Genomic DNA, 13,265 nt, shown 5'->3' with positions numbered 1-13,265 from the left:
ACTCCATGTCAGTGAATCAGCCATCCGTTGGCTGAATCGGGTTGGCCGGCATGGCAATCAGATCCATACCGGCGCGTCCTTGAGTGTGAGAAGAGAGCGGTCAGGCCTGGCCGATCGGCGCGATTGTCAGCTCTTCGGGTTTGATTGGCTGATGCGGATCAGTATCGACGCCCCAGCCGTTCCTCAACGAGCTGTAGTACACAGTGCCGATGGTTCCCGTTTTGAAGCCGATGTTGGTTATATGAACTTTTACGGCCAGTTCGTTGCGCTGTTGATGCGCACGGATATCGGCTTGCAGTGCTTCAATACTGGAATAGTGTCGGGCGTCGATGACGTAGAGCTGGATGACTTCAAACAGAAGTGACACTTCATAAATATTGCCGGATGAAGTCGCTACGCTGATCGACTCCACCGCAATGTCGCCTTCGATGCCTGGCAGTTCGATGACGCAACTGCCGACGCGCAAGCGATTGGAGTCCAGTCGTATATCGTCGCGTGTGACCGTTTCCGTCAATGTTTCGCTGTAGAGGGTCCAGGTCGAGGCGTCGGCCGTTCCAGCCGCTGCTTGCGGGGTGGACAGGCGAATGATCGAGTTGCTGGCCAGGTAGACATCGTAACTTGAGCTCTGGCCTTGCAGCAGATAGATGCCGGTGTGGGGCCGGGGTTCGATGACAATCTTTCTGGGGGCCGGGGGCAGCGCAATGGCCTTTGCGAGTCGTGGCTGGATACACAGATAGTTGCCATTGCGGCGCTTCAGGCAACTGCGGGTGGTGTAAATCCTGTTGCCGGGATTTCTGGAATCATCTTCGTAGTTCAGTGAGGGAACTTGAAGTCGATACGACACCTGGTCTTGCAGGATCACGGCAATGTCTTGCACCAGGCGCGGCGTCGTGACTTTCAGACTGTTTCTGCCGCTGTAGCCGGTGGCGGCGGTAATGGGCTGAATAATCCCTTTGAACACCACCACTTTTGATGGCAGCAAAATCGAGAGGTTGATGTCCTTGTAGATCAAGTGAGTGTTGCCCGAGACGCCTTTACGCGTTTCGACGTCATAACTGACGACCACTTCGACAATTTCCGAATCCTTGAAGTCGAGATAAACCTCTCGGGAGGTGTGCGGTGTGTGACGCGCGGCTAGAAACTCGACCCTGCCGTCTGCGCGTGACACAAAATGCCGCTTTGAACCCTGCTCCGTGATCACGACAGTACCGTGATTGACAATATCGGCATCGGGAGCCGGTCGGCCCTTGACGGTCTGCGCGACTTCAATCGCTTGGCTCAACGATTCACCTAATTGCTGGGGCAGGAGCGGCAACAGTTCATACCCGTCCTGGGTTTTGAACAGCCACCGTCCATTTTTCAACTGGCGCTGTCCGTCGATCGATTCGTAGAGGTCTTTAATGGTCAATACGTGCAGGGGATCTCTTCCATCCCTGTCGCGCAACGAACTGACGATCAGCGAGGTTCCGACGATCTCCCAGCGCTGAATGATTTCTCTTGGCCAGCCCAATTCGATGACGCTCGATTGTTCGCCATCCTCGACAATTGTCGTTCGGGCGTTGGTGTCGGCGATGTAATAGTGATCGGCGCCGCTGCCGCCATCGACATGACAATCGGGGCCAAAGATGTCAATTCTGTCGTTTCCGCCGCCAGTGCTGATGCGGTCGTAACCGTTGGCCGCCACTCGATTGGCGTCGTCGTTTCCGGTGACGTGGCTTGTGCCTTTGCGCAAGGTCGAGACGTTCTCGATCGAGGTGAGATGCGCGACTTCGACGGCATCGACTGCCGCGTCGAGTCTGCGCAATTTCATCTGGCCGCTTTGCAGGTCGATGTCGTGGCCGACGTGGCGGGTATCACTGAGCGGACGGCTGCCCTCGAAGACCAGGGTGTCAGAGCCTGCGCCGCCATCCAGCACGCTGATATGAGGCGGTTTGGTCAGACGATCAAGTTCCTGTTCGGTGACCGCCTGGTAAAACGCGTCATTCTTGTCGCCCCCGGTCAGCGCCTTGTGACCCTCGCGATAGGCAAACAGGTTGGGTTTGGCCTTGACGCCGATGACCCGGTCATTGCCGTCACCGAGGCGCCAGAAAACCCCTTTGTCATCGCCAGCAGTGCCGCTGACTTTGCCTTTCAGATCCTCAGGCAGACCGTTGCTGGCATCAATCACGTCGTCTGCGCCAACGATGACGGCCTGACTGTCGAGTTTGAACGGTTTTTCGCCGGCGCTTTCGTCCCACTGATAGCGCCAGAGTTCCACTGTCTTCAATTCAGTTTTGAAAGCGCCGTCGACGATGTGTTCGATGGCGTTTTTGTAGGCGCCGTCGAGCAGCTCTTTGGCTGACATCTCCAGTTGTGCCTGGTGGTCACGATAACCTTTGGAGAGCTTGAAGCGATCCATGACTTCCTTGTCCAGATCCTTGCCGGTAAAGGCGAGCCAGCCGGAGCGCAAGCGTTCGAGGGTGCTCAGCTCGATGTAGTCATCGATGTCGTCCACGACTCGGGCCGCCGAGTAAATCATCGAGCCGAATATAAGCACCGCTGCGGCAACGAGGCCGACAGGCCCGGCGGTACTGCCGAACCCCGCGATCGCCGCCACGCCCAGCACCAGGCTGATACCTGCGCCCGCTACACTCACACTCGCGTTGACGTAATGATCCTGCGCTTCCTTGCCTTCGGCTTGTGCCGCCGCATTGAAGGATTTGACGGCATCGATGATGTCGAAGGGCAAGGTGATCGCACTGGCAAACAGTCCGGCACCTCGACTCAGGAATTTGCCTGCCGAGGTGCCAGGAAAAAGCTTGAAGGTGGTCGAGCCGTGTCTGAGCATCGCTTCGCCACCCTTGTTAAACCCCTGTTCGATGATCAGTGAGCCGAACTCTGCGGCGATCGACGCGCCCTGGAATATCGCTTCCCCTGCGTCACCTTTCTTGATCCCGTCCAGTACCCCCATGAATCCGCTGTAGACGCCGAATGCTTGCAGGCCGACGCCGAATCCATTCATCAGGTAGCTTGCCCTCCCGTTGACCCAGCCAGGAGCGTTGTCAAACGAATCGGCCCGGTGGATATCCAGTTTCTGCGCGGCCTGACCCAATCGATTGAGTTGCTCCATTGCACTGCCGGAGGCCAGCGGCGTATCGCTGACGAACAACGGCATGGCATCGGGCGAGCGCTTGCAGGCAATTTCATAGAAAAGCATCGCCACCACGCCGCTGTCTGGAATATCGACTGACTTCAATCGGCTCTCGACGGACGCCGAGTGGAAGTTGAGTCCGTCCAGAAAGGTTTGATCAGGTATCGGCATACCGGCGTTCGCGGGACTGATGGGCTGGCCATTGACCGTCGCCCCCAAGGCCTGGAGCTCGACGCGACTGGTCAGCACTTCACCGATGCGCAGTGGGCCGAAGTGTTTGTCGAGGGACTTGAGGGTGCGTCGATAGGGTGCGTCGGCGTCGGCGTCGGCGTCGGATATCGGTGCAGTGCCTGCCAGTGTTGCTGCGCTGTCCACCCGGCCGGCCGGTGGCGCATGGAGATTGGCCGAGGCATCGATGGGCGTCACCTCAATGGGTTGGACGTTTGAAATGTGCAGGGGTGGAGCGATGATTTTTGACACGTATTAATCCTTTAATGATGAAGCGATGACGTCCGGTTTCCGTACCGGTGTGCCGCTGAACTTGCATGACTGATGATTTGTCAGGTGCCCGTGACTCCGGGCCAGGTGATGTCATGACCGAACTCGTTTTTGTTGCCCGACAGTCTAAGTATCGGCAGGCCAGCCGCCTCGACCTTGTCGATCAGTTGGTCATATTCCGGGTAATTGCGGTGACCCGCATGGGTGGCCGCTTCGATGCGCTCGGCATGTGTACCTGCTTGTAGCGTGATGTCCTCGACCTTGGCGCCCTTGGTCAGTGTCGAGTTCAACAGCCAGATACGGTCTGCCTCAAGCCCGCTTCTGGTGACCGAAATCAAACCCTCGAAATCGTCGGAAGGAAACCAGGTCGGAGGCGTCAGGCGGGCCGCGGAGTTGAACAGGTAATTTTCTTCATGCGGGACAACTTCCAGATTGCGGGTGTCCAGGGCATACAGAAACATTTCCTTTTGCCGCGTTCGGATGGGCTCGTAATCGCGCTCGTAATCCCAGGCAATCGGGCTATCGGCCTCGGACCAGTCTGACGAGTCGGCGTTTTCTATGTCGCTGGCGTCACTGGCATGACTGTCCGAGTCGCTGGCGTCGGCGTCCCGTCCCGGGTACTTGTTGGTCTGGCTGTTGAACTGCAAGTACTCGGGATCGGGCGCGCTGGCGTACATCTGGCCTTCTTTCAGGCTGAAGGTCGCGCTCATCGGCTTGTGAGTCGTAGCGCCGGGTTCGTGGTGGTAACGAGGCAGCATGGTGTCGTCATTGGCCAGTTCGAACGGCGTACGCTCGTCGCCCCGAAAGAGCGCTGGAATGTCGGTCCGGTACAGGCAGTTGTACTTGTTGCGCAGATAACCCATTTTGCTCAAGAGTGCTTCGCGCAGTTCGAATGTCATGCTGGTCTCGGGGTTGTACCAGTCGTGACGTGCGTTGCGTTTGAGATTCAACTCCTCGACGGCATCGCGGCTCAGTTGATCGAGTCGTTGGGGATTGTTGATGTCTTCGGTCAGGCGTTTGTGCGCCAGCGCCCATTGGGGCATTGTCAGCTCGGTCTGCAGGTGTCGCTGCAAACGGATCAATTGGCTCGGCAGCAGGTTGAACGATTGCAGGAACGTCTCGCGTTGCGTGAGGTTCGAGTCCGGCAGCATCCAGCGCAGGCCGTTGCGCAGTAAGTCTGTCACCGGGTTTTTGGCAGGGCGAGGCTCGGCCCATTGCGCAGGTCTTCCGCTGGACTGGGCTTGAGCCCTGAAACGCACGATGTCCTGACCTTCAATCCCGTAGACCTCCCATAGCTGGTGATCGGTCCATTGCTTCAAGTGCGTGGGGTGTGAGCCGAAACCGTTGGCGGGCGGGTCGACCTGAACCCAATTGGCGAACTGATCCCTGAATGCAAAAAGCATGTTGGAGTCCTTCGAACCGAAGACGGGCCTTAGTTCGTAATATCCCTGCGAATCCGGAGAGCGTCCTGTTGGCGAGTATCGGCTTTGATCAATGTATGTGGGTGTGTCGAGTGGGCGAGGTCTTTTGGCGGTGGACATCAGATCAGGCCGCTCGCTGAATGGCGGAGCGGGCCTTTTGGGTAAGGCGATGTTTTGCGTCTGACGCTCAGGGCTGACCACGGGACGTTCGCTGACCTGTTGTGTCAGCCGCCAGGTGGGGAGGCCGTCGTTTTTATAGAGGAGGGGACCCGACGGTGTTCGCTCTGTCAGAAACTTGCCGCGATAGTTACCGAACTCGTCAAGGGCGACATGCATGGTTTGCAAAGTGCCCTCGTATTCCACGTCGACAAACCTGCGCCCGACGACCCAGCGAAAACCTTCTGCATCCGCGGGTTTCATGCCGCGCAGAAAATTTTCTGAAAGCCAGTAGTCACTCACGGAGCCGTCGTTTTTGCGGGGGGCAAAGCCTTGCCGCGGCGCGGGAGTGACTTCAACAGCAGGCTGCCGGGAAAGATCGGTGCCTGTGACAGGTTTTATAGATGAATTCGTAGGATTCGGTGAATCAGTGAGCCCGGCTCTATAGGGTACAAAAGGATCGAAAATTACGTCGGGGCGTTGTGATGCAGGCGTCATTGGATCTGGCGCTTTTACGTTTGATGTTGGGGGTTTTCGAGGTAACTTCGGACTCATGAACTACTCAGTACTGGATATATGAAAATATCGTGTCGTTTTTATTGATAAAAAATGCGGGTGGTTGTTGGTGAATAAGTTGCTGAGTCGAATTTAACTGAATTCCACAGATATGAAAGGCGCCACGGCCTTGCTCTCAAGCAAAATATGTAACTTTGATTGTTGGATTCGAAGTGTGACGCTGTTCTTGCGCTGTGAATCAAGAATATTTACTTGGCGTCGGTAAGTTGGAGTAGGGGGATAACACTGCTCTCGTCGGAAGTTTCCTTAAAGAGCAGTGCGGAGGGCGTGATAGTTGTAAATCGATTTATTAGTAGGCGTAGCGCAACAGTGTATGTGGCAAATGACGCAGTACGAAAAAACCGAACAGTGTCACCATGGCCGGCAGAATCAGCCACCAGACTTTTACCGGCATTGCATTGAGCGGTAATTTGCGTTGGCTCAGCCACAGGCTCGCCGCACACACGCCAGCGGCCAGCATGGCGCCGGCGAGAATATCCGTCGGCCAGTGCGCTCCCAGATAGACGCGCGACAGAGCAATTGCCAAGGCCGGAATGCAGGCGATCATCAGCCACGTCAGGCGCATGCGTGACGGCTGCCCGCGTCCGGCGAGGACGGCCAGAGCCAGGAACAAGGCGAACGATCCCGAGGCGTGGCCGCTGGGCATGCTGTAACTGGTAAGCGGGTCGGTCAGCACGTCCGGGCGTACCCGGGCGAAAAACTGTTTGGTCGCGGTGTTGGCCAGGGCGGTGCAGAGAAGGGTGCTGCCGACGAAAATCGCCTGACGCCACTGCCGACAAAGCAACAGCAGGACGGTCAGCAGGATGCTGAACATCAGCATGTTGCGGAACTCGCCGATCAGGGTGAGCGTGACCGCGACTTCATCCAGCACGGGTTGACGATGCTCCTGCACCAGCGTCATCACGCCTTGGTCGAGGGCTGTCAGGTGCGGATAGCCGATGAACAGGCCGATCAGAATCAACAGGTTCATGCTGCTGATCCAGATCGTTGCGCGGCGATGCCGGCGCAGGCTGCTGTTCACACTGAGGCCGACCACGGCTGCGATACAGCCGGCGACAATCCCGGCCTCAAGCCAGAACCCTTCGGGCAATGGCAGGCGGATCGCTGCTCCGGTGGCCCAGCCTGGCAGCAGGTAGGCCAGACTCCAGCCGGCGGCGGCCAGAAGGCTGACGGCGGCGAAGCGCGGGAAGGGCATGTCGCACATCCCGGCGACCATCGGCAGCATGGGCCGCAACGGGCCGATGAAGCGTCCGACCAGCAGGCTGGCGATGCCGTAGCGCTGAAAATAGGTTTCGGCGCCGGCCATCCATTCCGGGTGATGGCGCAGTCCGGGCAGTCGCCGGATGTTCTGATGAAAGTGTCGGCCGAGGAAGTACGAAACCAGATCACCGAATATCCCGCCGAGGAAACCCAGCAACAGGGTTTCGCTCAACGACAGCGCGCCGCTGCCGGCCAGCACGGTCACGGCAAACAGCAACACCGTGCCGGGCACGATCAGCCCGACAATCGCCAGGCATTCGGCAAAGGCAACAATGAACACCGCTGCGGCCAGCCACTGTGGATTGGCCGCCAGCCAACCGGTCACGCTATCGAGCCATGGGCCCATACAGACAAACTCCATCAAATCTTCAAATAGCCCATGGGGCGCTTAACCTTCAACGGCACACCGCTCAATGCGGGAGCGTGTTCAGGGCAATACAAAATAATCCCGGCCTTCGACCTGACCCCGTCGCAGCGGGTTGCGCGTGCACCATTGCGCATAGGTCGCGTCGACGAAACGGTACATCAGGTGTTCGTCACGGCCATGGGGAATGCCCAGTCTCGTGGTTTGAATAACGTGCGAGGGCGCAGGCCCCGTGTCCTCAACGAGCAGCAACTGATGATCGAAACGCTTGGCGTCCCACACTGGCACCTTCAATCCCAGCGCTTTGCACAGCAACGTCTGTCCGGCGCAGAGCTTTTGCGACGGTCGCGCCTGACCCTGAGCATCAGGGTTGTTCAGCAGCATCTGCGCCAGACTCGCCGGGCCACTGATCTCATCGACCCACGGATAGGCCGACTTGATCAACACCGCATTGCCCGGCCCTTGCGCGCTGAAGTTCAGCGAATCGCCGCCGCGTGCGTAATACATATAAATGTGCCCGCCATCCAGAAACAAAGCCTTACGCTTTTCTGTGTAGCCGAGCGATGCATGACTGCCTTTTTCCGCGCAGTAATACGCTTCGGTTTCGATGATGCGCGCGCTGAGCCACAAATCAGCAACGCGATGGCGGATGACTTTGCCGAGCAGATCCTTGGCCAGTGTTTGGGCATCGCGGTCGAAAAAAGCGTCCGGGAGTCCCTGCAGCAGGTGTCCGGCGCGGGTGCGAACGGTCTGGTTGGGCATGGCAGGCGATATTTATCCAGGCGGAGGAGGTCGTGATGATAACAATCCAAGGCTTAATTACGCCTGAACATCGGCCAATCACTGTTCATTTCGACCATCCGCCCGTCACCGCTGTTAGTCCCGGGATGCGACAGCTATAATCTGCCGCTTTCCTCTTCGCCAAGACCCCAGCAGACCATGACTGAGTCCGTTCTTGACTACATGACCCGATTGGGTCGCGCCGCCCGCGAGGCTTCCCGGGTCATCGGCCGTGCCAGCACCGCGCAGAAAAACCGCGCCCTGCAGGCTGCTGCCAATGCTTTGGACGCCGCACGCGCCGAGCTGGCGGCAGCCAACGAACAGGATCTGGCTGCCGGTCGCGCCAATGGTCTGGAGCCCGCATTGCTGGAGCGCCTGGAACTCACCCCGGCGCGCATTGACGGCATGATCGTCGGCCTGCGTCAGGTTGCCGCGCTGCCAGACCCGGTCGGCGCCATCCGTGACATGAGCTTTCGCCCGTCGGGCATTCAGGTCGGCAAGATGCGCGTGCCGCTGGGCGTGATCGGGATCATCTACGAATCGCGCCCCAACGTGACCATCGATGCCGCCAGTCTGTGCCTGAAATCGGGTAATGCGACCATTTTGCGCGGTGGCTCCGAAGCGATTCATTCCAACCGTGCGATTGCCGCATGCATCCAGCGTGGTCTGGCCGAGGCGCAATTGCCGGCAGCGGTGGTGCAAGTGGTCGAAACCACTGACCGTGCCGCCGTTGGCGCGATGATCACCATGCCCGAGTACGTCGACGTGATCGTGCCGCGCGGCGGCCGTGGTCTGATCGAACGCATCAGTCGCGATGCTCGCGTGCCGGTGATCAAGCATCTGGACGGCATCTGCCACGTCTATGTCAGCGAACACGCCGACCTGGACAAAGCCCAGCGCATCGCCTTCAACGCCAAGACCTATCGGTATGGCATTTGCGGCGCGATGGAGACCTTGCTGGTCGATCAAACCGTTGCCAAGGATTTCCTGCCATCGATGGCTGCCCAGTTCCGCGAAAAAGGCGTCGAACTGCGTGGTTGCGAGTGCACCCGGGCGATCATCGACGCCGTGCCGGCCAGTGAAGACGACTGGAACACCGAGTATCTGGCGCCAATCCTGTCGATCCGTGTGGTCGACGGTCTCGATCAGGCCATTGAACACATCAACCATTACGGCTCCCATCACACCGACTCGATCGTCAGCGAAAACCTCGCAGACACGCGGCGGTTTGTGGCTGAAGTCGATTCGGCGTCGGTGATGATCAACACGCCGACCTGCTTCGCCGATGGATTTGAATACGGATTGGGTGCCGAGATCGGCATTTCTACTGATAAGCTGCACGCCCGCGGCCCGGTGGGTCTTGAGGGGCTGACCTGCGAGAAGTACATCGTGGTCGGTGATGGCCAGTTACGCGGCCAGGCGACGGTCTGACTTGGCCGACCTCGACCTGACAGCGACGCCATCGGGCAGCGAGCCCCGCCCACTGCGCATTGGCATATTGGGCGGCACCTTCGATCCGGTGCACATTGGCCATTTGCGCGGCGCGCTGGAAGTGGCCGAAACGCTGGCACTGGATGAGTTGCGTCTGACGCCGAGCGCGCGACCGCCGCATCGCGATACACCGCAGGTGTCGGCGCAGGATCGCTTGGCGATGGTCGAGTGCGCGGTGGCCGGAGTGCCGCCGCTGGTGGTGGACGCCCGCGAATTGCAGCGGGACAAACCGTCCTGGACCATTGATACCCTGGAGTTGATGCGTGCCGAAATGGCCGCCGAGACCCAGGTTTTTCTGCTTTTGGGCTGGGACGCATTTTGCGGCCTGCCCACTTGGCATCGCTGGGAAGAGTTGCTCCAGCATTGCCACATCCTGGTGCTACAGCGCCCGGACGCCGACAGCGAACCGCCGGATGCCTTGCGCAACCTGCTGGCAGCGCGTTCGGTGAGCGACCCGCTGGCCCTGAAAGGGCCGAGCGGACAGATTGCATTCGTCTGGCAGACACCGCTCGCGGTTTCCGCCACCCAGATCCGTCAACTGCTGGCCAGCGGTAAGTCGGTACGTTTCCTGGTGCCCGACGCGGTCCTGGCCTACATCGATGCGCACGGTCTTTACCGTGCGTCGAACTGAACAAGGCGTGCTTCACTGATACGGATCACCGTGTCGCCAAGCCGCCGAATACATGAGCAAAACGAGTTTTATATGACTGACAAAGACCAAACCAAAGTAAAGCGCAAAGGCACATTCAAGAGCGCCCCGCTGCCAGAGCCGGTCAACACCAACGAGCCGCTGAAAGGTGACGACCTGGTCAAGCTGGCCGTGGCTGCACTGGAAGACGTCAAGGCGCAAGATATCCAGATCATCGATGTTCGCGACAAGCAGAGCATCACTGACTACATGATCATCGCCACCGGTACTTCCAATCGCCAGATCAACGCGATGCTGGATAAGGTTCGCGAAGAAGTCAAAAAGCAGGGCGCCAAGCCGCTGGGCGAAGAAGGCAAGGGCGACAGCGACTGGGTGCTGCTCGACCTGGACCTGGTGATCGTGCACATGATGACCGCCTCGGCGCGTCAGTTCTACGACCTGGAACGCCTGTGGGCCGGTGCCGAGCAAAGCCGCGCGGCCGACGCCAAACACCACAGCCCGGAAAACACCCACGAGCATTTCACCAAGCTCAACAAAGACCAGCTCTAAGGGATCGCTGTGCGACTGCGACTGATCGCCGTCGGTTCACGCATGCCCAAGTGGGTGGAAGAAGGCTGGCATGAATATGCCAAGCGTCTTCCGTCCGAGCTGGCGCTGGAACTGGTGGAAATACCGCTCAATACCCGTGGCAAGAATGCTGACGTGGCTCGTTTCATCCGCCAGGAAGGCGAAGCCATGCTGGCCAAGGTCGGGCAGAACGAGCGGATCGTCACGCTGGAAGTCCACGGCAAACCCTGGAGTACCGAGCAACTGGCGGTCGAACTCGACCGTTGGCGGCTGGATTCGCGCACGGTCAATTTCATGGTTGGTGGCCCGGAAGGGCTGGCGCCGCAAGTCTGTGCTCGTGCCGATCAACGCTGGTCGTTGTCACCGCTGACGCTGCCGCATCCGCTGGTGCGGATTCTGATCGGCGAACAGTTGTACCGTGCCTGGACCGTGCTGTCCGGTCACCCTTACCACAAGTAAGCCTGCCCTCATGTCTCAGCCGATCCGCATCAAGGACCACGAAAAAGACGCACGCCTGGTGCGTAGCCGCGTCATATTCGGGGCCGTTGTGGTGGTGGCGCTGATCTGTGTGCTAATCGCACGGCTTTATTTCTTGCAGGTGATCCAGTACGAGTACCACTCGACCCTCTCGGAGAACAACCGCGTCCATGTGCAGCCGATCCCGCCGACGCGGGGGCTGATTTTCGACCGCAATGGCGTCGTGGTGGCCGACAACCGGCCAAGCTTCAGTCTGAGCATGACCCGCGAGCGCTCCGGCGACTGGCAGCAAGTGCTCGACGTGATCGTCGAAGTGCTAGGGCTGACGCCCGAAGACCGGGTGATCTTCGAGAAGCGCATGCGTCAGGGGCGTCGGCCGTTCGAGCCGGTACCGATCCTGTTCGAATTGACGGAGGAGCAGATCGCCCGCATCGCCGTGAACCAGTTCCGTCTGCCGGGCGTGGAAGTGATTGCGCAACTGGTCCGTCACTACCCGCAGGGCGCGCATTTTGCGCACTCGGTGGGTTACATGGGGCGGATCAACGAGAAAGAACTCAAAAGCCTCGACCCGGTCAACTACAGCGGCACCCATCACATCGGCAAGACCGGCATCGAGCGTTTCTACGAGCCGGAGTTACACGGTCAGGTGGGTTACGAGGAAGTCGAGACCAACGCCCGTGGCCGCGTCTTGCGTGTGCTCAAGCGGACCGATCCGATTCCCGGCAAGGACATCGTTCTGAGCCTGGACATCAAGTTGCAGGAAGCGGCCGAGGCGGCATTGGGCGGACGTCGCGGTGCGGTGGTCGCGCTCGATCCGAGAACTGGCGAAGTGCTGGCGATGGTCAGTCAGCCGAGTTTTGACCCGAACCTGTTCGTGACCGGGATCAGCTTCAAGGCATACGCCGAGTTGCGTGATTCCATTGACCGGCCTCTGTTCAACCGCGTGCTGCGCGGTCTGTACCCGCCGGGCTCGACGATCAAACCGGCGGTGGCGATTGCCGGCCTCGATTCAGGGGTTGTGACGGCGTCGAGCCGGGTGTTCGACCCGGGTTACTACATGCTGCCCAACTACGATCACAAATACCGCAACTGGAACCGCACCGGTGACGGCTTCGTCGACCTCGACACAGCGATCATGCGGTCCAACGACACCTACTTCTATGACTTGGCCCATAAGCTGGGCATTGATCGGCTGTCGGCTTACATGAACAAGTTCGGCATCGGCAAGAAGGTCTCGCTGGACATGTTCGAAGAATCCCCAGGCCTGATGCCTTCGCGTGAGTGGAAGCGGGCGACACGCAAGCAGGCGTGGTTCCCGGGCGAGACGCTGATCCTGGGGATCGGCCAGGGCTATATGCAAGCGACGCCGCTTCAGTTGGCCCAAGCCACGGCGCTGGTAGCGAACAAAGGCGTGTGGAACCGGCCGCACCTGGCCAAAACCCTCGAAGGGGTGAAACCGGTGGACGAAAACCCGATGCCGGACATTATCCTGCGTGACCCGTCGGACTGGAACAAGGTCAACCACGGCATGCAGCAGGTGATGCACGGTGCCCGGGGCACCGCGCGCAAAGCGGCAATCGGTGCGCAATACCGGATCGCCGGCAAATCGGGTACCGCTCAGGTGGTCGCGATCAAGCAGGGCGAGAAGTACGACCGCTCCAAGGTTCAGGAGCGCCATCGCGACCACGCGTTGTTCGTCGGTTTCGCCCCGGCCGACGATCCACGAATCGTCGTGTCGGTGATGGTTGAGAACGGTGAGTCCGGCTCCGGTGTTGCCGCGCCCGTCGTGCGTCAGGTCATGGACGCCTGGTTGCTGGATCAGGACGGACATTTGAAGGCCGAATACGCCAGTCCAATCAGTGCGGAGGCTACGGCCCGTGATGAATAACTTTGATC

At 59.3% G+C, this 13,265-nt stretch carries 9 protein-coding genes; 5 read left to right on the top strand and 4 right to left on the bottom strand.

Annotation, left to right across the window (positions count from 1 at the left end; all coding sequences use genetic code 11):
* Nucleotides 1–100: 100 nt before the first annotated feature.
* From AACY18_RS09195 to AACY18_RS09180, 4 genes are all read right to left on the bottom strand, one after another.
* Nucleotides 101–3,610 (bottom strand): calcium-binding protein, encoded by a 3,510-nt coding sequence (locus AACY18_RS09195; RefSeq protein WP_339464728.1) that lies wholly within the window; start codon nt 3,608–3,610, stop codon nt 101–103.
* A gap of 80 nt (nt 3,611–3,690) precedes the next feature.
* Entirely contained in the window at nt 3,691–5,031 is a 1,341-nt protein-coding gene (locus tag AACY18_RS09190) for a hypothetical protein (protein ID WP_339431342.1), read from the bottom strand.
* 1,039 nt (nt 5,032–6,070) lie between these two features.
* Entirely contained in the window at nt 6,071–7,387 is a 1,317-nt protein-coding gene (locus AACY18_RS09185; protein ID WP_339464727.1) for a bifunctional DedA family/phosphatase PAP2 family protein, read from the bottom strand.
* Nucleotides 7,388–7,468: 81 nt separating this feature from the next.
* On the bottom strand, nt 7,469–8,167 hold the full coding sequence (locus AACY18_RS09180) for a DNA-3-methyladenine glycosylase (RefSeq protein ID WP_339464726.1): 699 nt from the start codon (nt 8,165–8,167) through the stop codon (nt 7,469–7,471).
* A gap of 177 nt (nt 8,168–8,344) precedes the next feature.
* Here AACY18_RS09180 and AACY18_RS09175 point away from each other — a divergent pair, with 177 nt between their 5' ends.
* The 5 genes from AACY18_RS09175 to mrdA all read left to right on the top strand — a co-directional run bounded on the left by AACY18_RS09175 (nt 8,345) and on the right by mrdA (nt 13,257).
* Nucleotides 8,345–9,616: a glutamate-5-semialdehyde dehydrogenase gene (locus AACY18_RS09175; protein ID WP_339431345.1), complete on the top strand. Its 1,272-nt coding sequence runs from the start codon at nt 8,345–8,347 to the stop codon at nt 9,614–9,616.
* Complete coding sequence (nadD, locus tag AACY18_RS09170) at nt 9,585–10,307, top strand: nicotinate-nucleotide adenylyltransferase (protein ID WP_339431346.1); 723 nt, start codon at nt 9,585–9,587, stop codon at nt 10,305–10,307. The genes AACY18_RS09175 and nadD overlap by 32 nt, the downstream gene beginning before the upstream one ends.
* A 72-nt stretch (nt 10,308–10,379) precedes the next feature.
* Nucleotides 10,380–10,874 carry a ribosome silencing factor gene (gene rsfS, locus AACY18_RS09165; protein ID WP_187678819.1) on the top strand — a complete coding sequence of 165 codons (495 nt, stop codon included), beginning with the start codon at nt 10,380–10,382 and terminating at the stop codon, nt 10,872–10,874.
* Nucleotides 10,875–10,883: 9 nt separating this feature from the next.
* On the top strand, nt 10,884–11,351 hold the full coding sequence (gene rlmH / locus AACY18_RS09160; RefSeq protein ID WP_339431347.1) for a 23S rRNA (pseudouridine(1915)-N(3))-methyltransferase RlmH: 468 nt from the start codon (nt 10,884–10,886) through the stop codon (nt 11,349–11,351).
* A 10-nt stretch (nt 11,352–11,361) separates the two neighbouring features.
* Complete coding sequence (mrdA, locus tag AACY18_RS09155; protein WP_339431348.1) at nt 11,362–13,257, top strand: penicillin-binding protein 2; 1,896 nt, start codon at nt 11,362–11,364, stop codon at nt 13,255–13,257.
* The last annotated feature ends 8 nt before the right edge of the window (nt 13,258–13,265 follow it).

Source organism: Pseudomonas sp. EA_65y_Pfl2_P74, from assembly GCF_963970575.1.
In the GTDB taxonomy this organism is placed as follows: domain Bacteria; phylum Pseudomonadota; class Gammaproteobacteria; order Pseudomonadales; family Pseudomonadaceae; genus Aquipseudomonas; species Aquipseudomonas baetica_A.
This window is presented reverse-complemented; position numbering and strand designations above follow the sequence as displayed.